Annotated in this window: 20 protein-coding genes and 3 tRNA genes; 11 read left to right on the plus strand and 12 right to left on the minus strand. The window is 60.2% G+C overall.

Annotated features, from left to right (window positions below):
- The first annotated feature begins 64 nt into the window (after positions 1–64).
- From LG31_RS0117415 to LG31_RS0117425, 3 genes are all read left to right on the plus strand, one after another.
- A tRNA-Gln gene (locus LG31_RS0117415) sits at positions 65–139 on the plus strand.
- A gap of 37 nt (positions 140–176) precedes the next feature.
- Positions 177–253 (plus strand) — tRNA-Met (locus tag LG31_RS0117420).
- A gap of 7 nt (positions 254–260) precedes the next feature.
- Positions 261–344 (plus strand) — tRNA-Leu (locus LG31_RS0117425).
- A gap of 162 nt (positions 345–506) precedes the next feature.
- Here LG31_RS0117425 and LG31_RS0117430 read toward each other — a convergent pair.
- Positions 507–2,339 (minus strand): SLC13 family permease, encoded by a 1,833-nt coding sequence (locus tag LG31_RS0117430; protein WP_033115683.1) that lies wholly within the window; start codon positions 2,337–2,339, stop codon positions 507–509.
- Between the two features lie 259 nt (positions 2,340–2,598).
- Here LG31_RS0117430 and pnuC point away from each other — a divergent pair, with 259 nt between their 5' ends.
- The 7 genes from pnuC (at position 2,599) to nifJ (ending at position 11,230) form a co-directional block, all read left to right on the plus strand.
- A complete protein-coding gene (pnuC, locus tag LG31_RS0117435) occupies positions 2,599–3,315 on the plus strand; it encodes a nicotinamide riboside transporter PnuC (RefSeq protein ID WP_033115684.1) in 717 nt (238 codons plus the stop codon).
- Between the two features lie 3 nt (positions 3,316–3,318).
- Complete coding sequence (locus LG31_RS0117440) at positions 3,319–4,044, plus strand: nucleoside phosphorylase (protein WP_033115685.1); 726 nt, start codon at positions 3,319–3,321, stop codon at positions 4,042–4,044.
- 104 nt (positions 4,045–4,148) lie between these two features.
- Positions 4,149–4,820 carry a Crp/Fnr family transcriptional regulator gene (locus LG31_RS0117445; RefSeq protein WP_033115686.1) on the plus strand — a complete coding sequence of 224 codons (672 nt, stop codon included), beginning with the start codon at positions 4,149–4,151 and terminating at the stop codon, positions 4,818–4,820.
- A 28-nt stretch (positions 4,821–4,848) separates the two neighbouring features.
- Complete coding sequence (gene yqfB / locus LG31_RS0117450) at positions 4,849–5,166, plus strand: N(4)-acetylcytidine aminohydrolase (RefSeq protein WP_033115687.1); 318 nt, start codon at positions 4,849–4,851, stop codon at positions 5,164–5,166.
- Between the two features lie 67 nt (positions 5,167–5,233).
- Positions 5,234–5,614, plus strand: coding sequence for a DUF1622 domain-containing protein (locus LG31_RS0117455; protein ID WP_033115688.1), 381 nt, complete (start codon positions 5,234–5,236; stop codon positions 5,612–5,614).
- Positions 5,615–5,814: 200 nt separating this feature from the next.
- Complete coding sequence (locus tag LG31_RS0117460; protein WP_033115689.1) at positions 5,815–7,455, plus strand: alpha-glucosidase; 1,641 nt, start codon at positions 5,815–5,817, stop codon at positions 7,453–7,455.
- Positions 7,456–7,684: 229 nt separating this feature from the next.
- Positions 7,685–11,230: a pyruvate:ferredoxin (flavodoxin) oxidoreductase gene (nifJ, locus tag LG31_RS0117465; RefSeq protein WP_033115690.1), complete on the plus strand. Its 3,546-nt coding sequence runs from the start codon at positions 7,685–7,687 to the stop codon at positions 11,228–11,230.
- Positions 11,231–11,340: 110 nt separating this feature from the next.
- On the opposite strand, the gene LG31_RS0117470 is transcribed toward nifJ, so the two are convergent.
- Positions 11,341–12,705 (minus strand): MDR family MFS transporter, encoded by a 1,365-nt coding sequence (locus LG31_RS0117470; RefSeq protein ID WP_033115691.1) that lies wholly within the window; start codon positions 12,703–12,705, stop codon positions 11,341–11,343.
- A 171-nt stretch (positions 12,706–12,876) separates the two neighbouring features.
- Between LG31_RS0117470 and LG31_RS0117475 the strand changes: the two genes are divergently transcribed.
- Positions 12,877–13,473 (plus strand): HAD family hydrolase, encoded by a 597-nt coding sequence (locus LG31_RS0117475; RefSeq protein WP_033115692.1) that lies wholly within the window; start codon positions 12,877–12,879, stop codon positions 13,471–13,473.
- A gap of 102 nt (positions 13,474–13,575) precedes the next feature.
- Here LG31_RS0117475 and LG31_RS0117480 read toward each other — a convergent pair whose 3' ends face one another.
- The 10 genes from LG31_RS0117480 to rpe form a co-directional block, all read right to left on the minus strand.
- Entirely contained in the window at positions 13,576–13,833 is a 258-nt protein-coding gene (locus LG31_RS0117480) for a hypothetical protein (protein WP_033115693.1), read from the minus strand.
- 262 nt (positions 13,834–14,095) lie between these two features.
- Entirely contained in the window at positions 14,096–14,893 is a 798-nt protein-coding gene (locus tag LG31_RS0117485) for a DUF1338 domain-containing protein (RefSeq protein ID WP_033115694.1), read from the minus strand.
- A 194-nt stretch (positions 14,894–15,087) separates the two neighbouring features.
- Positions 15,088–16,557, minus strand: coding sequence for a succinylglutamate-semialdehyde dehydrogenase (astD, locus tag LG31_RS0117490; protein WP_033115695.1), 1,470 nt, complete (start codon positions 16,555–16,557; stop codon positions 15,088–15,090).
- A 72-nt stretch (positions 16,558–16,629) separates the two neighbouring features.
- Complete coding sequence (astA, locus tag LG31_RS0117495; RefSeq protein WP_033115696.1) at positions 16,630–17,649, minus strand: arginine N-succinyltransferase; 1,020 nt, start codon at positions 17,647–17,649, stop codon at positions 16,630–16,632.
- Positions 17,650–17,724: 75 nt separating this feature from the next.
- Positions 17,725–18,942, minus strand: a complete 1,218-nt coding sequence (locus LG31_RS0117500) for an aspartate aminotransferase family protein (RefSeq protein WP_033115697.1) — start codon at positions 18,940–18,942, stop codon at positions 17,725–17,727.
- 276 nt (positions 18,943–19,218) lie between these two features.
- Entirely contained in the window at positions 19,219–19,800 is a 582-nt protein-coding gene (locus tag LG31_RS0117505) for an aminodeoxychorismate synthase component II (RefSeq protein WP_033115698.1), read from the minus strand.
- A gap of 21 nt (positions 19,801–19,821) precedes the next feature.
- Positions 19,822–20,037 (minus strand): hypothetical protein, encoded by a 216-nt coding sequence (locus tag LG31_RS0117510; protein WP_019446358.1) that lies wholly within the window; start codon positions 20,035–20,037, stop codon positions 19,822–19,824.
- 118 nt (positions 20,038–20,155) lie between these two features.
- The gene (gene trpS / locus LG31_RS0117515) at positions 20,156–21,160 is read right to left on the minus strand and encodes a tryptophan--tRNA ligase (RefSeq protein ID WP_019446357.1); all 1,005 of its coding nucleotides are present in this window, start codon (positions 21,158–21,160) and stop codon (positions 20,156–20,158) included.
- A gap of 42 nt (positions 21,161–21,202) precedes the next feature.
- Entirely contained in the window at positions 21,203–21,871 is a 669-nt protein-coding gene (locus tag LG31_RS0117520) for a phosphoglycolate phosphatase (protein ID WP_033115699.1), read from the minus strand.
- Positions 21,858–22,532, minus strand: a complete 675-nt coding sequence (gene rpe, locus LG31_RS0117525) for a ribulose-phosphate 3-epimerase (RefSeq protein WP_033115700.1) — start codon at positions 22,530–22,532, stop codon at positions 21,858–21,860. The genes LG31_RS0117520 and rpe overlap by 14 nt, the downstream gene beginning before the upstream one ends.
- Between the last annotated feature and the right edge of the window lie 109 nt (positions 22,533–22,641).

Here is a 22,641-nt window from a genome sequence, read left to right on the forward strand (position 1 = left end):
ATCCCGTCATAGCCACCATTTTTGAAAAACGTTCCTTCAATCATCTGATTGCAAAGAACACTGTTGGGGCATCGCCAAGCGGTAAGGCAGCGGGTTTTGATCTCGCCATACCTAGGTTCGAATCCTAGTGCCCCAGCCATTATTCTGTTCTCTTCCACTTTGTGGTCGATAACAAAGGCTATGTAGCTCAGTTGGTTAGAGCATCGCACTCATAATGCGGGGGTCACAGGTTCGAATCCCGTCATAGCCACCATCAATTTGCGGAAGTGGCGAAATTGGTAGACGCACCAGATTTAGGTTCTGGCGCCCTAGGCGTGAGAGTTCGAGTCTCTCCTTCCGCACCATTGAAAGAAGTACCAAACAGACCAGCTTTATGCTGGTTTTTTTGTATCTGAAATTTGCCTCTTTTTGCCCACTCTCCTGCTGATCCCACTTCCCGATCTTCTCATCGTCCATAAAAAAGCGGCCCGCAGGCCGCCAGATAAACACCTATTTGCATCGAATGGTCAGAACGGGAAGAACCAGGGAATGGCTACCACGCTCACCGCCATTACCAGCAGGGTAAAGGGGACGCCGATGCGAATAAAGTCGGCGAACTTGTAGTTGCCCGGCCCCAGAACCAGGGTATTCACCGGTGACGAGACAGGTGTCATGAAGGCAGCCGAGGCGGCGATGGCGATGGTCATTGCAAACGGATAGGGCGATACCCCCATCTGCTGCGCCGTGCCCAAAGCAATCGGCGCCATCAATACCGCCGTCGCCGTGTTGGAGATAAAGAGCCCGATCACGGCGCAGAGGGCAAACAGACTGGCCAGCATCACTCGCGGCCCCATCTCCCCCACTGCGCTCATCAACCCGCCCACAATGAGATCCACCCCGCCGGTTTTTTGCAGCGCCAGCGCGAAGGGCAACATGCCGACAATCAGGATCAGGGTCGGCCAGTGGATCGACTTGTAGGCGCTCTCCATATCGATGCAGCGAAACTTGCCCATCAGCAGACAGGCGATCAGCGCGGCAATGACGTTGGGCACCGGATCGGTCACCATCAACAGGATCATCACCCCGAGGCAGATAAGGGCGTGAATGGCCTGACTGCGAGCCGGCGCCATCTCATCAACTTCAGCCGGCAGCCCCATCAGCAGGAAATCGCGGCTATGGGTTTGCAGTAACCTGATATGGCTCCAGTTGCCCACCACCAGCAGGGTATCCCCCATCTGCAGCGGCTCATCCACCAGCTTGCCACCCATCGTCTCGCCATCCCGGCGCAGCCCCACCACGCTCAAACCATAGGTGGAGCGGAAGGTCACCTCGCGTACGGTTTTGCCAAGCAGGCTCGACTCGGGGATGAGCGACACCTCGGCCATCCCCACCTCCCGAGCCTGATCTGAGAAGTAGTCACCGCGCAGGATCATCGGCTCAAGGCGCGCCTCGCTGCAAAACTCGCGAATGTCGATTTCGGGATCGGACATGTCGATCAGCAGCACATCCCTGGCCTGAAATTCACTGATCCCCGAGACCGGCACCATCACCCGGCGAAACTTGCGCCAGCGCTCCACCCCGATGACGTGGGCGCCATAGCGGGCGCGCAGTTGCAGCTCATCCAGGGTATGGCCAATCAGCGGTGAATCGGAGCGCAGCGCCAACCGGCGAGCCCGGCCGGTAAGGCGATAGTCGCGGATAAGGTCGCGAAAGGTGCGGCGTCCGCTCTGCTTGCCTTTGCCCTCTTCCCCCTCGCCCACCAGGGAACCTCGCACCAGCAGCATGTAGACAATCCCGCACAGCAGGATCAGGGCGCCCAGCGGGGTGAAGCTGAAAAAGGTGAAGCCGTGAATGCCATGACGCATCAGTTCACTGTTGACCACCATGTTGGGCGGTGTCGCCACCAGCGTCATCATGCCGCTGATAAGCCCGGCAAAGCCGAGCGGCATCATCAGCCGCCCAGCCGGGATCCCCATCCGGTTCGCCACGCTCAGCACCACCGGGATGAAAATGGCCACCACCCCGGTGCTGCTCATCACAGCCCCCAGCGTTGCCACCGCAACCATCAGCAGCACCAGCAGTTTGGTCTCGCTGCTGCCTGCCACCCTCACCAGCGCATCCCCCACCTGATAGGCGATACCGGTGCGTACCAGCCCCTCCCCGACCACGAACAGGGCGGCAATCAGAATAACGTTGGGATCACTGAAGCCCGCCAGCGCCTCAGGCAGAGTGAGGGTGCCGCTCAGCACAAAGAGGATGATGATCAACAGGGCGACCACGTCCATCCGGACTTTATTGGTCATGAAGAGATAGATGGCACCCGCCAGCAGAGAGAGCACCCAGACAAGCTCGGAATTCAATGAAACCTCCTTTTACAACACGATTCTCCTCCCGGAGAGTGGACTCTATCAGACCACAGCCATGAGGCTATGGTCTTGTTACATATCAATAAAGTCCGGCCAGCTATCGCACCATAACCCATCAGCGCTTGAATAGGCGGTCATCGGATTGGATTTCTTTGATGTGTGCCAAGCACAGGGGGGACAAAAGTCCTGCCCGGCAGCTGCCGCGCCACCTAGAATGGCACCCTCGCACTACCTCCATGCCAAGGATCAGAAAATGAGCATATTCGAGCTGTTCAGCATCAATAACACCCTGGTGACCATCCCGCTGGGTGGCGGCTACGCCATGTCGTGGATTGAAGCCATCGGTACCCTGTTCGGTCTGGCCTGTATCTGGTTCGCCAGTCAGGAGAAGACCATCAACTACCTGTTCGGTCTTATCAACGTCACCCTGTTTGCCATCATCTTCTTCCAGATCCAGCTCTACGGGCTGTTGCTGCTGCAGCTGTTCTTCTTCTGCGCCAACGTCTACGGCTGGTACGCCTGGACCCGTCCCGCCAACGCTCAGGGGGATACCCTGCAGATCCGCTGGCTCAGCAAATCCAAGCTCATCGTCACTGCCTTGGTGAGCGTGCTGGCCATCGCCCTGCTGACCCGTTATATCGACCCGGTATTTGCGGCGCTGGCGCGTACCTCGGTCGCGTTGCTCAACCTGTTTGGTGCCGGACTTGCCACTCCCGAGCCTTCCCCTGATGCCTTCCCGTTCTGGGATGCCACCATGACGGTGCTCTCGGTAGTGGCACAGATCCTGATGACCCGCAAATACGTGGAGAACTGGATCCTCTGGGTGGTCATCAACATCATCAGCATCGGTATCTATGCCGCGCAGGGTGTCTACGCCATGTCGCTCGAATACCTGATCCTGCTCTTTATCGCCGCCAACGGCACCCGCCTCTGGGTGATTGCCGCCAAGCGCCAGCCACAAGGGGTATAGGTCATGACGCTGCTACCCCATCTCCAGTGCCGCCCCGACCAGATTGCCGAGCGGGTGGTGCTGTGCGGCGACCCGGCCCGGGTTGATCGCATCGCCAGCCAGCTCGAACAGTGTGAGGTGCTGGGGCAAAACCGGGAGTTTCGTCTCATCAACGGCCGTTATCAGGGGCAACCCATCACGGTTTGCAGCACCGGCATCGGCGGCGCCTCGGCCATCATAGCGCTGGAGGAGCTGGTGCAGGCGGGGGCCCGCTCGCTTATTCGGGTCGGCTCCGCCGGCGCCCTGCAGCACGACATCGGCCTTGGCGACCTTATCGTGGTGGAAGGGGCGGTACGCAATGAGGGGGCCTCGCAGGCCTATCTGCCTGCCGAGTACCCCGCCTGCGCCGACATCTGGCTGCAGGCCGCCCTGCTCAATCAGGTAGCGGCCAGCGGCCAACCTCATTGGCACGGGCTGGTGCGCTCCCACGACAGCTTCTATCGGGATGACGAGCAGGAGGTGTGCCGCTACTGGCATGCCCGTGGCGTGCTCGGGGCAGACATGGAAACTGCCTCTTTGCTGACCGTGGGGCGCCTGCGCAAGGTACGGGTTGCCGCCGTGCTCTGCAACGTGGTGCTGTTCGAGCAGGATGTGCAAGATGGGGTCAATGAGTACGCCAACGCTGAGCAGGCCATGATGAACGGCGAGCGAAACGCCATCGCCGCCGCCCTCCACGCTCTGGTGCAATAACCCGCAAACCGTTAATCACGGCACATTCGACAGGAGGCGGGCTGGTATCCGGCTCGCGCTCTTGTTAGCCTCATGGCCCTCGTCATCGGTGCGACAGGTACGTCATGCAGCAACAGCCCTATCCCCTCGGTCGTTTTCACGCCGAACTCGCCAAACTGGAGCCCCGCTTTGCCGCAGCGCTGGAAGCGTGCACCCTGTTTCTGCGTCGCTACCTGCCGGGCGAATTGATCATGCGGCAGGGGGAGCTGAGCGAGCAGCTCTATCTGGTGGGCGCAGGGCGGGTCTCCCTCAATAGCGCCGTCCACTCGGGCCGCATCTTCCAGCTTGGCGAGATTGAGTGTCACAGCCAGATCTTCGGCGAAATGGAGTTCTTCAGTGCCACCCCGGTGCAGTGGAACGTGGTGGCCGAGACCGAGCTGGACGCCCGGGTCATCTGTGCCCACAAGCTGGCCCAACGTCTGCTGACCGAGCCCGAGCTGACCCTCTTTTTCGCTGCGGCGCTTGCCAGCGACTATCTCGATACCCTGGAGATCACCACCAGCCGCCTGCTCCACCCCATCGCCTACAACATCGCCTACGAGTTGTGGCGAGAACGCCAGCGCACCCCCATGCTGGGGTCACGCAAGCGGGCCCATGAGGCGGCGCGCTTCGGCACCACCGAGCGGGTTTACCGCCGCGCCCTCAAGGAGCTGGTCGAACAGGGCATAGTTGCCGACGGCAGTGACGGCCCCGTCATCGCCGATCTGGCCAGGCTGCGCGCCTATCTCGACCTTTGATTTCGATTCACCCTGTCAGGAGAGATCCATGTCTACCCATCCCGAATTCACCTTCTTCAGCCGCTTCGTCGCCGACATTCAGGCAGGCCGCAAGACCATCACCATCCGCGACGAGAGCGAGGCCAACTGGCAGCCCGGCCAGCGGCTGGCCCTGTTTACCAACCCTGAGCACCAACCCTTTGGCACCATCGAAGTGCTCTCAGTCGACGCAGTGGCCTTCGATGAACTGAATGAGGAGCACGCCCGTCAGGAGAACATGACCCTCCCTGAGCTCAAGCTGGTGATCCGCGACATCTACCCCGCCCTGCCGCCACTCTATGTAATTGAATTCAAACTGATTGCCTGAGACGGATTTGGCCTTTGCCGAGCGATGTGTTAATAGTGTCCTCTTTTGAATCAGGGAGGTGACCCGAGTGTTTGAGATAGCGAGCCTGAGAGAAGGGATGATGCACGGGGTCGAGCTGTTCCAGCTGCTGCTGGAGATCATCTCCATCGCCTGTGTGGTGATAGGGCTTGGCAAGACCCTCTGGCTGGCGGCACGGATGGAGGATCACGAACCGGGCTTTCCGCGCATTCGCCTCTGCTTTGGCAGCTGGCTCATTCTGGCGCTGGAGTTCCAGCTCGCCGCCGACATCCTGGCCACCACGGTCGCGCCGAGCAAGGAGGAGCTGATCCGCCTTGCCATCATCGCGGTGATCCGCACCTTCCTGAACTACTTCCTCGGCAAGGAGCTGGAAGCCCAGACCGAACGCCAGCAGGAGCAGCGCAGCGAGCAGGCCAAGGCTGCTCAATAGCCTGTATTCCTGCAGAATATCAGCGCTAAGTACCGTGCCATCCCGACCACCACCGTGGCCCGGGATGGCACCTTTGTGACCCTTCCCGCACTTTTGGCAATCAGCCAACTATGGAACCCTTTTCAAGGTTTCCCCTGCCCTGTCGAGTACCCGTTCATCTGCGTAAGATAGAAAATCTTCTCCCCCAACCGGCCAAGCTGATGAACCCGCAACCTCTCCACACACCCGATATCGACCTCGATAGCTGCGTCATCTACCAGATCTATCCCATGAGTTTTCAGGACAGCGATGGCGACGGCATGGGCGATATCAACGGTATTCGTCAGCGCCTCGGTTATCTGGCCACCCTCGGGGTCGATATGCTGTGGCTCACCCCCATCTATCGCTCCCCCAAGCGGGACAACGGCTATGACGTGGCGGACTACCGTGTCATCGACCCCGCCTTTGGCACCCTGACCGAGATGGAGCTGCTGATAGCCGAAGCGGCCGCTTATGGCATCGGCATCATGATGGATATCGTTGCCAACCACACCTCCACCGAGCACGGATGGTTTATGAAGGCTCTGGCTGGCGATCCCCGTTATCAGGGTTATTACGTATTCCGGGATCAAGCCTTTGTCGATGCTCACCCCATTACCTCGATTTTTGGCGGCAGCGGCTGGCAGTATGTGCCGGAGCTTGATCGCTACTACCTGCACAACTTCGATCCCAGTCAGGCCGATCTGGACTGGGACAACCCGGCGGTGCGGGCCGAAATGGCGGCGGTGATCAACTTCTGGCTGGGCAAAGGGATCAAGGGATTTCGCTTCGATGTGATCGATATGGTGAGCAAGGAGTGGGACCGGCTTGCCATGAGCAATGGCCCGCGCCTGCACGACTATATCCGTGAGCTCAATGCTGCGAGCTTCGGCGGCAAGGGGATCATTACGGTGGGGGAGACCTGGGGGGCCGATCTCGCCCATATGCAGCACTACTCCAGCACGGATGGCAGCGAGTTCAGCATGGTGTTCAACTTCGAGCATCTGGGGCTGGGCAGTGACAAGTGGTCATCCCGCTTTGATCCCCTCGCCTTCAAGCGAGCCATGACCCGCCACCAGCAGGGGTTGCATGGGCGTGGCTGGAACAGCCTGTTTCTCGGCAACCACGACCTGCCCCGTGCCGTCTCCCGCTTTGGCGATGACAGGCCAGAGTGGCGGGAAACCAGCGCCAAGCTGTGGGCCATGGTGCTGCACATGATGCAGGGCACTCCCTTCATCTATCAGGGGGAGGAGCTGGCCATGACCAACCGCCACTGGCAGCCGGGCGAGCTGCGCGATGTGGAGGCCATCAACTACCGCGCCAGCCAGTCAGGGCTGGATCCTGCCGAGCTGAGTCGGCGGCTCGATGCCATCGGCCGCGACAACGCCCGCACCCCGATGCAGTGGGACGCAGGCCCCCACGCCGGATTCAGCACGGCCACGCCCTGGATTGCCCTCAACGCCAATCACATCGAGATAAACGCCGCCGAACAGCTGGCCCGCCCCGACTCGCCGTTTCACTGCTATCGCCAGCTTATCGCCCTGCGCAAGGCTCACCCGGTCATTCGCCACGGCAATTTCGAGCTGCTGGATGGGGATGACCCCGAGCGTATCGGCTATCGCCGCCACTGGCAGGATCCGGCCAGCAGAGAGCGGCACACCCTGCTGCTGCTCGCCAATCTCACGGCGAACCCCTTGCCGATGCCCCACTTCGACAAGGTGGCAGACGAGATGCGGTTGCTGCTGGCCAATTACCCAAGCGAACCGATGCAGCTCTTCGCCCCTTACCAGTGCGCCATCTGGCTGCAAGTGGAGCAGGGTTAACCCAGTGCTGACGGGCCATGCCAATGGCCCGTCAGCCGCCACCTCGTCGGCTGTCAGCAGAAAATCATGCACCCATGCGACGGGATTAAATTAACCACTATTACTGACTTATTAATTGATTATTTATCCCGTTTGATACGCTCTCATTGCCCCTCTTACTATGCCTGCGACCTATCCATTGCCGATGCAACTATCGGCCTTCAAACTGGCATAGCAAAGTGGAAAACACATGATCACCACAGACGGGAATAACGCAGTCGCCTCGGTGGCGTACCGCACCAGCGAAGTCATCGCCATCTACCCCATCACCCCCAGCTCGGCCATGGCTGAGCAGTCGTCGGCCTGGTCGAGCGAGCGGGGCAAGAACCTCTGGGGGGATGTGCCCCGGGTTGTCGAGATGCAATCGGAAGGGGGGGCTATCGCCGCCGTCCACGGCGCCCTGCAGACCGGCGCGCTGGCGACCTCGTTTACCTCGTCGCAGGGTTTGCTGCTGATGATCCCCAACCTCTACAAGCTGGCGGGTCAACTTATCCCCTTTGTGCTGCATGTGGCGGCGCGCACCGTGGCGACCCATGCGCTATCGATCTTTGGCGATCACTCGGACGTAATGGCGGTGCGCCAGACCGGCTGCGCCATGCTCTGTGCCAGCAATGTGCAGGAGGCGCAGGACTTTGCCCTGATCTCCCAGATAGCGAGCCTCAACAGCCGCCTCCCCTTTATCCACTTCTTCGACGGCTTTCGTACCTCTCACGAGATCGCCAAGATAGCGCCGCTCGCTGACGACACCCTGCGAGCCCTGCTGCCCGCAGATGCGATCCGCGCCCATCGCGACCGGGCGCTCACCCCCGACAAACCGGTCATTCGCGGCACCGCCGCCAACCCGGACACCTACTTCCAGTGCCGGGAGGCGAGCAACCCCTGGTATGACGCCGCCTATGGTCATGTGAGCGAGACGATGCAGGCTTTTGGCGAACAGACCGGCCGCCACTACCGGCCGTTTGAATATGTCGGCCACCCACAGGCGGAACGGATAGTGGTGCTGATGGGCTCGGCCATCGGCACCTGTGAGGAGGTGATCGAGCGCCTGCTGGCCCAAGGGGAGAAGGTGGGGCTGGTGAAGGTGCGGCTGTTCCGTCCCTTCTCGGCCGAGCACCTGCTGGCCGCGATTCCCGAGAGTGCCCGCTCCATCGCCGTGCTGGATCGCACCAAAGAGCCGGGCGCTCAGGCCGAGCCCCTCTATCTCGACGTGATGACGGCGCTGGCCGAAGCGGTCAGCCGGGGCGAGCGGGCAAGTCTGCCGCGGGTTATCGGCGGTCGCTACGGCCTCTCTTCCAAAGAGTTCGGCCCCGCCTGCGCGCTGGCGGTGTTTGCCGAACTGGCGCAAGAGAACCCGCGCCCGCGCTTTACCGTCGGCATCTTCGATGACATCACAGGTCTCTCGCTACCGTTACCCGCGCAGGACGCCTCAAGCCCCATCCACAGCCAGCAACAGAAGCTGGAGGCGCTCTTCTACGGTCTTGGCAGCGATGGCACCGTCTCGGCGGCCAAGAACAGCATCAAGATCCTCGGCAACCACACCGACCTCTATCCGCAGGGCTATTTCGTCTACGACTCCAAGAAGGCGGGCGGCCTCACCGTCTCTCACCTGCGGGTGGGCGAGCGGCCGCTGCAATCGGCCTATCTGGTGGAAGAGGCGGACTTTATCGGCTGCCATCAGTGGCAGTTTGTCGACAAGTACCGGATGGCGGAGCGCTTGAAGGCGGGTGGCATCTTCCTGCTCAACACCCCTTACAGCGAAGCGGAGATCTGGCAACGACTACCCAGCGAGGTGCAGCATGCCCTGCGCGAGAAAGAGGCGCGCTTCTACATCATCAACGCCGCCAAAATTGCCCGCGACTGCCAGCTTGGCAACCGCATCAATACCGTGATGCAGATGGCCTTCTTCCAGCTCAGCGCCATCATCCCCCCCGCAGAGGCGACCAGCCTGCTGAAACAAGCCATCGCCACCAGCTATGGCAGCAAGGGGCAGACGCTGGTTGAGCGCAACTGGCAGGCACTGGAGGCAACCTGCGCCGCTCTGACCCGAGTGCCGCTGGGTGAGCTGGATCCCGCCAGCCGCCCGCGCCCGCCGGTGGTCTCCGCCAAGGCCCCCGATTTTGTCCAGACCGTCACTGCCGCCATGCTGGCAGGGCTGGGTGACAGCCTGCCGGTCTCGGCCTTCCCGCCAGATGGTACCTGGCCGGTCGGCACCACCCGCTGGGAGAAGCGCAACATCGCCAAGGAGATCCCCATCTGGGAGGCGGAGCTCTGTACCCAGTGCAACTACTGTGTTGCCGCCTGTCCCCACTCGGCCATTCGCGCCAAGGTGGTAGAACCGGATGCGCTGGCCGATGCTCCCGCCACCCTGGATGCGCTGGATGTGAAATCCCGTGACATGCGCGGCCAGCAGTACGTGCTGCAGGTGGCGCCGGAGGATTGCACCGGCTGCAACCTCTGCGTCGAGGTGTGCCCGGCCAAGGATCGCAGCAACCCGGATCGCAAGGCGATCAATATGGCGTCGCGGCTCGATCACCTCGACGAGCAGAAGGCCAACTACGACTTCTTCCTCGAATTGCCCGAGCGCAGTGCCGAGCAGCTGGAGCGCATCGACATCCGCACCTCCCAGCTTATCTCGCCACTGTTTGAATACTCGGGCGCCTGCTCCGGCTGTGGCGAGACCCCCTACATCAAGCTGCTGACCCAGCTCTATGGCGACCGGCTGCTGATTGCCAACGCCACCGGCTGCTCGTCCATTTATGGCGGCAACCTGCCCACCACCCCCTACACCACCAACGCCGAGGGGCGCGGGCCAGCCTGGGCCAACTCGCTGTTTGAAGACAACGCCGAGTTCGGACTGGGTTTCCGTCTCACCGTCGATCAGCACAGGGAGCGGGTGCGCCGTCTGCTGGCGAGCGTGGGCGACACCATACCGGCAGCGCTGCGCGAGGTGCTCGGCGATGCCACTCTGCCAGTTTCCGAGCAGCGGGCCCATATCCAGCAGCTGCGGGAGCTGCTGCAACAGAGCCGGGAACCAGCAGCCCTTGAGCTGGCCCGCGATGCGGACTATCTGGTGGAAAAATCGGTCTGGCTCATCGGCGGCGATGGCTGGGCCTACGACATCGGCTTTGGCGGGCTCGACCATGTACTGAGTCTGGGGGAGAACATCAATGTGCTGGTGCTCGACACCCAGTGCTACTCCAACACCGGCGGTCAGCAGTCGAAGGCGACCCCGCTTGGCGCTATCACCAAGTTTGGCGAGCAGGGCAAACGCAAGGCACGCAAGGATCTCGGGGCCAGCGTGATGATGTATGGCCATGTTTATGTGGCGCAGATCTCCCTCGGCGCCCAGATGAACCAGACGGTGAAGGCGATTCAGGAGGCTGAAGCCTACCCGGGCCCCTCACTCATCATCGCCTACAGCCCCTGCGAGGAGCATGGCTACGACATGGCCGAGAGCCACGAGCAGATGAAGCAGCTGACCGCCACCGGCTTCTGGCCGCTCTACCGCTTCGACCCGCGCCGCGCTGACGAGGGCAAACTGCCGCTGGCGCTCGACTCCCGGGCACCCAATGCCTCGCTGGCCGAGACCTTGCGCCACGAGCCCCGCTTCCAGCGGCTGGAGCGCCAGCTGCCGGAGGTGGCCAGCCAGCTCTATGAAGAGGCGGAGCAGGAGGCCAACCGCCGCTTCGCCTGGCTGAGCCAGCTGGCGGGCAAGGAGAGTCCGGCGCAGGAGTAACCCGCGTATGGCTTGATGATGATTGCCGCTCTTTCACCAAATAACAATCAGGGCTCCCCGCGGGGAGCCCTGATGCTATCTATGGTGAGCCAATGTCGGCACAGGCTGGATCAGGCGCTGATGGAGGCCAGCTCATGGCGCTTCAACGCCAGCAGGGTGATTAGCAGCGCCAGCGTGGCGATCAGCGCCATGCCGATATAGGTCGCGCTGAAGCCAGGGGCCAGCAGATTGGGCGCGAGCCGGCTCAGATCGCCATCGCTGCCGGCTGGCAGGCGGAAGTGGAACAGCATGGAGCAGATGGCCACGCCGACGGCACCGCCGAGCTCCCGCCCGAAGTTGAACAGCGACATGCCGATGCCGCGATCCTGCCGTGGCAGGGCATTCTGTACCACCACGGAAAGGGCGGGCAGCACCAGACCGAGACCAATACCGGCAAACCCGAGCGCCAGTCTGACCCAGGCATCGAAGTGGATCTGCCACAGCGCCACCGCCGCGAGGCCAAAGCCCACCGCCACAAAGCTCTTGTAGTGACCGGTTCGCCCGATGAGCTTGCCACCGACAAAGGCCCCGGCGGTGATGCAGATCATGAAGATAACCATGATTGCGCCGCTCTCGCTGGCGCTCATCCCCTTCTGCCACTGCATCTGCAACGGCAGATAGACCAGCACGGCAAACATCAGCAACTGGGAGAGCATCACCAGCAGCACGCTCACCAGATAGCCGGGCAGCCGGGCCAGATGGGCGGGCAATATCGGGTCTTGGGCACGCCGCTCAATCAGAATGAGCAGCAGCAGCGCAACGCCCAGCGCCGCCGAAAGCCAGAGTGCGGGCAACGCCGCTTCCGGCGAGAGCAGCAACAGGGTGAGCGTGGTGACGGTAATGAGCAGACCCGCCCCCTTCCAGTCGAAGCGACTGTGACGACGCACATTGAGCTGCTTGAGGTTGCGGTTGATGAGAAAGACCGCCAGCGCCCCGAGCGGCAGGTTGATCCAGAAGATCCAGCGCCAGCTGAGCTGCTCGGTGAAATAGCCGCCGAGCAAGGGGCCGGCGATACTGGAGACCGCATAGACCGCCGAGATGTAGCCCTGATACTTGCCCACCTCCCGCGGCGGAATGGTATCGGCAATCACGGTAAACGCGAGGGCAATCAGGCCGCCGCCTCCCAGCCCTTGCAGCACCCGTGCTGCCAGCAGGGTCTGCAGATCCTGGGAGAGGGCGCAGGCCACCGAGCCCGCCAGAAACAGGCCGATGCCGATATTGAGCATCCGCACCCGGCCAAAAAGATCGCTCAGCTTGCCGTAAAGGGGCAGCACGGCGGTGGCCGCCAGCAGGTAGGCGGTGACCACCCAGGTGAGGGCGCCACCGGCATGCAGCTCGGCGCCAATCATGGGCAGCGGGGTAGTGACGATGCTTTTTTCCAGTGATCCCAGCGCGATCACCAGCGCCACACTCGAGAAGATGGTTTTCGGGGACATAAGAGGACTCGCTAATCTGATATGCCAAAGGATCCGGCATTGAGCGAATTATTGTCTCACAAATCAGCAAGAGAGAGAAAAAACCACGGTCGGCCATCCTCAACCATGAGGCCGATCCCACAATCAAAGCCCCCGATCTGCTAGCCTGCCCTATTTAGCCAAGGAGTCCCCATGAGCGAGCAGTACCGGTTTGATCACTACGATGCCCTGATTTTCGATATGGATGGCACTCTGGTTGATTCCATGCCCCTCCATCTCGATGCCTGGGAGCTCACCTGCGCCGAATTCGGCATCCCCTTCAAGCGGGAGCAGCTCTACCAGTACGGTGGCATTCCGACTCGCAAGATCATCGCCATGCTGGCCGAGCAGCAGGGACTGGAGGTAGACGCCGACGCCTTCGCCCGCCGCAAGATTGCCCTCTACATGGAGCATATCGACAAGGTCAGCGTCTTCCCCCGGATGTGGGAGCTGGTCAGGCACTACCACGGCAAGGTGCCGATGGGGATTGGTACCGGTTCACCGCGCAATCAGGCGGAGTCGATCCTGAAGAGTACCGGTCTCGACTCCTATATCTCTGTGGTGGTGAGCGCCGATGACGTCATCAACCACAAGCCGCACCCGGACACCTTCTTGCAGGTGGCCGAACAGCTGGGGGCCAATCCGGCCAACTGTCTGGTGTTTGAAGATACCCAGATCGGGCTTGAGGCAGGCAAGGCGGCAGGTATGGATACCGTGCTGGTGCTTGAGGGAGAATGGCACCCGAGATAACAGGGACATTGCCACCGTGCCAGGGCACAACTGCAATCATTTTCGGGGAGCCTGACAGCTCCCCGACTCCTCTCTGGCTGGCGCCTATTTGCCCGACCCGACCTATTTGCCCGAGAGGGAGGCCGCAGACGCAGGCACTTCAGACACAGTGAGAGTAAAGCTATCGGCATGCAACTCATGCTGCTTCTGATGAGCGCACAGCAACTCCAACGCCTTGCTCGGACTATCTGCAAAGGTGGGCGCAGCAATGGCAGCAAAACCCTGCGCAACCAGATGTCGACGCTCATCGCTATAGCTGGGTGCATTCGCATCGAGATAGGTAAGCGACTGACCTTGCTTGAAAAAGTGATAATTAGGCATCGATTGGCCCCGCAAAAATAAAGCGTCATTCTACTCCTTTTTGCCCGCTTGCCTGCGTCAATATGTGGCGTATCGAGTGATCTCGTTCACATTTTTATCAACAATTCGGCCACGCCAAACACCAGCAAAACTCATAACCCCTCTCCTCTTAAGTCATTGATAACCTGAGAGGACGCCACCACCCGCGGCAAACAAAACGCCTCCGCAAGGGAGGCGTTCTCATGCCAAGTGGCACGGCACAACCCGTGCCTGTCACCAACCTTTACATCGCGTTGGTCGATTCGAAGATCTTGTCGGCCGACGCCTCGACGAAGCCCGGATAGAGTACGCCGTCTGGCTGCGGGTAGCGCAGGGCGAATTCATAGAAGCAGCTCGGGATGGTGCGCACACCATCGCTGAACGGCACATCCGCCTTGTCGGCCATGGTGGAGGATTGCTCCAGCATGACCTGCGGATCCCCTTTCACCTCGCCGCCCACGCTGTTAAGCACGAACCCGGCCGCCTTGAGCGCCGCATTGACCTGATGGATGGTGTCGAAATCCTTCAACTTGTTGATATTGACCGTGAAATGGTTGGCACGATAGCCCCAGGCAGCCATCCAGGCTGCATACTCGCTCTCCGCAAGCAGGGTCTGGTAGTCGGCGTAAGAGACCTGCCAGGGAGCACCGGCGTATAGAAACGCCGGGGTATCAGTCAGATGCTCGGGCACCTGATCGGCCAGCTTGTGGATGATGGCCTGCGCAGCCGGGGAGAGCTCCTCAACCTTCAACTCGCTGATAAATACCTTGGGAGCGTCCGGATCTTTATGCTCGAAGTGCTTGGCGTAGAGCTTCTTGGCCTTGAAGACGTACTCGCCCTTCTGCTCATACCCCAGCGCCAGAAAGTGGGCGGCCAGCTTCTCCAGCCCCAGTTTGGGCAGGTTGTAGGTACGAAACGCCACGTGATCGTTGACGATAGGCTCGCCGCCACCCAGCAGGGTGTGCACCTTGAGGGCGCTCGGCGTCACCTTGATGTAGTTGTCCCACAGATGACTGAACAGGGTGTCGATATCCTTTTGCATCTCTCTTTCCTTTGATTGCGGGTACAGGTCGGGGCACCCGCCGGATGCCCCTGTCGTTATTGTCAGAAGCTCAGACCGGGAGACAGCTGTTCCAGCATTGCCGCCTTGCTGTCTTCTACGGATGCAACCGGGGATATGACACAGTAGTCGGCGGCGTTGAGCCATCTCTGCTGCATTGGCATCCCCATTTTCTCTTAAAACGTCAAGCCAGGAGACAGCTGCTCCGGCATAGCGGCCTTGCTGTCTTCCACGGAGGCAACCGGATAAGCACAGTAGTCAGCGGCGTAGTAGGCACTCGCCCTGTGGTTGCCGGAAGCGCCGATACCGCCAAACGGCGCGGCACTGGAGGCACCGGTAATGGGCTTGTTCCAGTTGACGATGCCAGCACGGATCCGCTTGAAGAAGTGATTCCAGTCCACCTCCTTGTCCCCCAGCAGACCGGCCGAGAGACCGTAGCGAGTGGCATTGGCCAGATCGATGGCCGCATCGAAATCGTCATAGCGAATGAGCTGCAGCAGCGGACCGAAGTACTCTTCGTCCGGCAGCGCGCTGACCGCGGTCACGTCGATGATGCCCGGGGAGACAAATCCGGTTCCTGCTTCCAAATGCTTGAGGGTGAGCAGACTCTCGCCGCCCAGCTGTTGCAGGTTGGCTTGTGCTTCGACCATACCAATCGCAGCTTTCTCGCTGATCATCGCCCCCATAAACGGCTGCTCGGCGGCGTCGTAGAGGCCGACCTTGATCTTGCCGACCACCTCGACCAGTCGCTTGACCAGAGCATCGCCACGCTCGCCGCGTTCGACAAACAGGCGGCGCGAGCAGGTGCAGCGCTGGCCGGAGGTGATAAACGCCGACTGGACAATGGCATGGACGGCGCCGTCGATATCGCTCACGTCTTTCACGATCAGCGGATTGTTGCCACCCATCTCGAGAGCCAGAATTTTGCCCGGCTGGCCGGCAAACTGCTGATGGAGGAAATGGCCGGTACGGGATGAACCGGTAAAGAAGAGGCCATCGATATCAGCGTGGCCAGCCAGCGCCTTGCCGGTCTCGACCTCGCCCTGCACCAGATTGATGACCCCTTTGGGCAGCCCCGCCTCCTGCCACACCTTGAGCATGGCTTCCGCCACCATGGGGGTCAGCTCGGAGGGTTTGAACACCACGGCATTGCCCGCGATCAGCGCCGGCACGATATGGCCGTTGGGCAGATGGCCCGGGAAGTTGTAGGGGCCGAACACCGCCACCACACCGTGGGGCTTGTGACGGACAAACGCCTTGGCGCCCGGCATGGGGTTTTCCACCGTACCGGTGCGCTCGTCATGGGCGCGGATGGAGATAGCGATCTTGCCCTGCATGGCGGCCACTTCGGTGCGGGTCTCCCACAGCGGTTTGCCGGTTTCGCGGGCGATGGTGAGTGCCAACGCCTCCTTGTGCTCACCCAGCAGGTCGGCATAGCGACGCACTATGGTCAGGCGATCCTCGAGATCCATATCAGACCAGTGGTAGAAGGCGGCGCGGGCCGCCTTGACGGCTGCATCGACCTGAGCCGCACTGGCGGCAGCGCCCTGCCAGATCACCTCGTTTTTGGCCGGATCCCGTGACTCGAACGGCTTGCCTTCACCGGCAAGCCACTGACCGTCGATAAATTGCACTAACTGGCTCATCCATTCACTCCCTGTCGCTGACAGGCAGCCTCGGCTGCCTGCTTGATAATCGGTTTGCTTGTCCTGTCTGCCTCAGTCGAGGTCGACTACCCGCACCATGTCGCCATCCTGCACCTTGAGTGCCGCCGCCATCTTGGGCGGAATGATGGCCTCGTGCTTGTCCAGATCGACCCGGATATTGCCGTAGCAGGCGCGGTACTGTTCAAAGCGGCTGTTGCAGATGAGGTGGGTCTTGCCACCGATGGGCTCACCCACCAGCACCCGCAGCTTCTTGCTGCGGCGCACGCTGCGGATATTCTTCACGTCGCATTCGACAGTGGGGCCCGCATCGAAGATATCGACATAGCCACGGTTCACGAAGCCCTCATCCTGCAGCATCTTGATGGCGGGGCGGGTCTTCTCGTGGGTCTGGCCAATGACGGCCCGCGCCTCGTTGCTCAGCAAATTGACGTAGATGGGGTACTTGGGCATCAGCTCGGCGATAAAGCGCTTCTTGCCGATACCGGTGAGATAGTCGACGGTGGGAAAGTCCATCGAGAAGAAGTGAGTTTGCAGCCACTCGTAGAAGGGGCTGTGACCGTTGGCATCGGAGACGCCGCGCATCTCGGCGAAGACGGTCTCGTCAAACAGCTCCGGGTGCTCGGCCATAAACAGAAAACGGTGCTTGGAGAGCAGGCGACCGTTGAGCCCCTCGCGGGCACATTCGCGCAAGAACAGGGTGCAGAGCTCGGAGTTGCCGGTGTAGTCGTTGGAGAGAGTCAGGGTTTCAACGACGTTGTAAATGCCGAGTTTGGGTGAGGAGTGCACCACCTTGCCGATGTGGTAGTTGTAAAACGGCTGGGAGAGACCGACTGCCGCATCGATGGCGCAGGTCCCTACCATTTCGCCAGTCTCGAGATCCTCTGCCACGAAGAAGTAGAGGCAGTCCCCCTTGCCGGCCGGCTTGTCGGAGAAAGTTTGGGTGGAAGCATCAATCTTGCGCTGCAGCAGCTCATCGTTGACAGGCAACGAGGTCATGCCGGTGCCGGACTCGATGGCGCAGGTCTTGAGCCCGGCAAAATCTTTTTGCTCGATGGGACGGATAACCAACATAAATGACAACTCCCTTTCATTGACGTCAGGTGGGGTCCCGGCTCCTGCCGGGAGGGCTCCCCACCTCAATTTGGATCAGGCGTTAACCACCTGGGCGACCGCCTTCTCGAAGCGGGCCAGCCCCTCCTTGATGTCCGCTTCCGGGATCACCAGCGAGGGGGCAAAACGGACCACGTTGGTACCGGCAACCAGTGCCATCAGCCCCTGATCGATGGAAGCCAGCAGGAAGTCGCGCGAGCGCCCCTTGTACTCTTCGCTCAGAGCGGCCCCCAGCAGCAGGCCCTTGCCGCGGATTTCGCTGAAGCAGTGGTACTTGGCATTGATGGCTTCAAGCCCCTCGCGGAACAGCTGCTCGCGCTGCTTGATGCCAGCCAGCACCTCCGGGGTGTTGACTACATCGATCACCGCTTCCGCCACCGCACAGGCGAGCGGGTTGCCGCCGTAAGTAGAGCCGTGAGTGCCCACTTTCAGGTAAGAGGCGATTTCGCTGGTAGTCAGCATGGCTCCGATGGGGAAACCGCCCCCCAGTGCCTTGGCGCTGGTAAGGATATCCGGCGTGACGCCAAGCCCCATGTAGGCGTAGAGCTCGCCGGTACGACCGACACCTGACTGCACTTCGTCATAGATGAGCAGGGCATTGTGCTTGTCGCACAGCTCGCGCACCCCTTTGGCAAACTCGTCGGTTGGACGAATGATGCCCCCCTCCCCCTGCAGCGGCTCCATCACCACGGCGCAGGTGTTGTCGGAGATCACGTCAGCCAGCGCGGCCAGATCGTTATAGGGGACGTGGGTGATGTCACCGGGCTTGGGCCCGAAACCATCAGAGTAGGCAGCCTGACCGCCGACGCTGACGGTAAAGAAGGTGCGACCATGGAAGCCCTGATTGAAGGCGATGATCTGGGTCTTCTGCTCACCGAACTTCTCGATGGCGTAGCGACGGGCCAGCTTGAGAGCGGCCTCGTTGGCCTCGGCGCCGGAGTTGCAGAAGTAGACCTTGTCGGCAAAGGTGGCGGCGACCAGCTTCTTGGCCAGACGCAGGGCCGGCTCGTTGGTCATCACGTTGGAGAGGTGCCACAGCTTCTCGCCCTGGCTTTTCAGGGCTTCGACCAGCTTGGGATGGCAGTGGCCAAGGCCGTTTACGGCGATGCCCCCGGCAAAGTCGACATACTCGCGACCATCCTGATCCCAGACACGTGATCCTTCGCCACGAACCGGGATGATCTTGGCCGGCGCATAGTTGGGAACCATCACTTCATCAAACACTTCACGTGTCACTGCCAACAACTCTGACATATAGCTCTCCTTCGATTCGGCGACAGAATAATCCACCGCCCAAAAGTTAAATCCGTGTAAACGTGACGGGATTATCACAGAAATAAAGTAAAAAGTCTGTAACAAGAGGGCCTGTAAGGAACAATGTTCGACTGCCCCTGATATTTTAGGCAACCGCATTGCATAACGACTCAGGGGGGCTTGGCAAGAGATAATTTGGGCAGGAGAGGGGGTGAATAAAGTGTCAGAGAAATTTTTTTTGCCTTCTCTCGATATTGAGAAGGCGGTCACAACTTTTTATGAACGTGTCAGAAAATTGGCCAGTAACAAATGACCCTGCTCGCTCAAAATACTCTCCGGATGGAACTGCACACCCTCGATGTTGAGCGTCTTGTGTCGCACTCCCATGATCTCGTCGAACGAGCCATCGGCATGCTCGCTCCAGGCGGTGATCTCGAAGCAGTCGGGCAGCGTCTCGCGCTCCACGACCAGTGAGTGATAACGGGTCACCCGCAAGGGATCCTTGAGACCGCAGAATACCCCTTCGCCGCGATGGCGGATAAGGGAAGTCTTGCCGTGCATTACCTGACGCGCGCGAACCACGCGGGCCCCAAACGCCTGCGCCAGCGACTGATGACCAAGGCAGACGCCGAGAATGGGCAACTTGCCAGCAAAGTGGCTGATGGCGTCGAGAGAGATACCTGCCTCGTTGGGAGTACAGGGACCGGGAGAGATAACCAGAAAACGGGGAGATAACTGCTCGATATCAGTCAGCGTCAGTTCATCATTGCGTCTGACCTCTACCTCCTGACCCAGCGCACCAAAATATTGCACCAGATTCCAGGCAAAGGAGTCGTAGTTATCAATTAACAGCAACATAAGATAACCAACGGCAGAATATTAACGATCGAGAAAACGACCCTGCTCCATTTCCCGCTCACGCTGACATTCGGCCAGATAGATGGCGGCAGCGATGGCAGCGGTCTTGTGATGCTTGTCGATGGCATTGGAGACCATCAATTGCAGGGTATTGAGGTTTTTCGCCTTGCGAAATTTACGCAGCCAGTGACCTTTGTCACTCAGCTCTTCAATTGAAATATTTGGTTGAACAGACATGGGTACTCTTGGGGATATATCCCGGGTTGGAATAATAAAATTAAACAAAATAGAGCTGGGGAAAATAAAGAAAGCCAGGCAAATACCCAGCTCTCTTCTACTACACCTTCCCAGTATGTCAGGCTCGAGGAACGAAGCCGACTACATCATATACGCTGGTCAAAGTTTTTTCAGCCCTTTCACGCGCCTTTTGTGCCCCTTCGGCCAAAATCGCAATCAGATGGGCCTCATCCTGACGCAGCTCATTGAAACGGGCCTGAATCGGCTCCAGCAGCGCGACGACTGCTTCGGCGGTTTCGGTCTTGAGATGGCCATACATCTTGCCTTCAAAATGCTGTTCCAGCTCGGGGATGGAGCGACCGGTTACACCGGACATCAGGGTCAGCAGGTTGGAGACACCGGGCTTGTTCTCCGGATCGAAGCGAACTACTGCCGGATCGTCGGAGTCGGTCACCGCACGCTTGATCTTCTTGACGATCTGCTTGGGATCTTCCAGCAGACCGATGAAGTTGGCCTCGTTGTCATCAGACTTGGACATCTTCTTGGTCGGATCCTGCAGGCTCATCACCCGCGCCCCTTCGGTCGGAATGAAGGGTTCCGGCATGGTGAACACCTCACCATACAGGTTGTTGAAGCGGGTGCAGATATCGCGGGTCAGCTCCAGATGCTGCTTCTGGTCGTTGCCGACCGGCACCTGATTGGCCTGATAGAGCAGGATATCGGCCGCCATCAGCACCGGATAACCGAACAGACCGACGTTGACGTTGTTCTCGAAACGGGCGGACTTGTCCTTGAACTGGGTCATGCGCGACAGCTCACCCATCTGGGTGTAGCAATTGAGGATCCAGCCCAGCTCGGCGTGCTGCGGCACGTGAGACTGGATAAAGACGGTGCTCTTCTTGGGATCGATACCGACCGCCAGATAGAGGGCAGCCGCATCGAGGCAGGCCTTGCGCAGAGCCACCGGATCCTGGCGGGTGGTGATGGCATGCAGGTCGACGATGCAGTAGAGGCAGTCGTACTCATCCTGCATGTTAACCCACTGACGCAGCGCGCCCATGTAGTTGCCGATGGTCAGCTGACCGGAGGGCTGCGCCCCGCTCAATACGATTGGTTTGGTCATGAGAGTAGTAATCCTTGTAATTCAGCCAGTCCGGCGGCGCGCTTAGCTCAGCAGCGCATCGAGCTGGGAAAAGTGTTCGAACACCCAGTCAGGCCGGGAGTCGGCAATGGGGCGACCATAGTTGTAACCGTAGGTCAGGCCCACCACCTTCATGCCGGCCGCCTTGGCCGCCAGCACATCATTTTCGGAGTCACCCACCATCAGGGTACGAGCCGGGCTCACTCCCAGCTCCTGGCAGGCGTGCAGCAAGGGTTCCGGGCTCGGCTTCTTGACCGGTACGCAGTTGCCGCCGAGCCAGAGCGCGAAGCAATCGCTGATACCGAGGGCATCAAGAATAGGCGCGACAAAATCGCTCGGCTTGTTGGTCACAATGGCCTGCTGATAACCCAGAGTTTGCAGGCGACGCAGACTCTGCGCCACCCCGTCATACATCGCCAGCCCTTGCAGCAAACAGGCGTTGTAGTGCTGGAAAAAGATCGGTCTGGCCTTGGCAAACAGCTCGGGGTCCGCCTCGCGATAGGCAAGGGCCCGCTGGATCAGCTTGTCGGCACCATTGCCGACCCAGGTACGGATAACCGCTTCATCTGCTTGTTCCAGACCCAGATCAGCCAGAGTCAGATTGACTGCCAGCGCCAGCTGGGCGGCGCTGTCAATCAGGGTGCCGTCCAGATCGAACAGCACCAGATCAAATGCGCGCTCAGCGTTTGACATGAGCCAGCTCCGCACGCATCTGGTCGATCACCGCTTTGTAATCGGGCTTGCCGAAGATGGCCGAGCCGGCCACGAACATGTCGGCACCCGCTTCGGCGATCTCGCGAATATTGTCGACCTTGACCCCGCCATCGATCTCGAGGCGAATATCGCGGCCGCTCTCGTCGATCAAACGACGTACCTGACGCAGCTTGTCGAGGGTGCCGGGGATGAAGCTCTGGCCACCGAAGCCCGGGTTGACCGACATCAGCAGGATCACGTCCAGCTTGTCCATCACACACTCGAGGCAGGAGAGCGAAGTCGCCGGATTGAGCACCAGACCCGCCTGGCAGCCCATCTCCTTGATGAGGCCCAAAGAGCGGTCAACATGGTCGGAGGCTTCCGGATGGAAGGTGATGAGGGAAGCACCCGCCTTGGCAAAATCGGGAATGATGCGATCTACCGGCTTGACCATCAGATGCACGTCGATGGGAGCCTCGATACCAAAGTCACGCAGTGCCTGACAGACCATGGGGCCAATGGTCAGGTTGGGGACATAGTGGTTGTCCATCACGTCGAAGTGAACCACGTCGGCACCGGCAGCCAGTACCTTGGCTACGTCGTCACCCAGACGGGCAAAATCGGCAGAGAGGATCGAGGGGGCAATCAGAAAGTCTTTCATCAGCATCATCCATTGGCAGCCAGGGAGAAAAAGCGGCGCAATTTTAACGTAAATGGCGGGCGAAAACGACTCGAAAGCGGGAGAAATGGGGCAATCCCCTCCCCTGTTC

Origin of the sequence: Aeromonas lacus (genome assembly GCF_000764665.1) — a bacterium.
GTDB classification, from domain to species: Bacteria; Pseudomonadota; Gammaproteobacteria; order Enterobacterales; family Aeromonadaceae; genus Aeromonas; species Aeromonas lacus.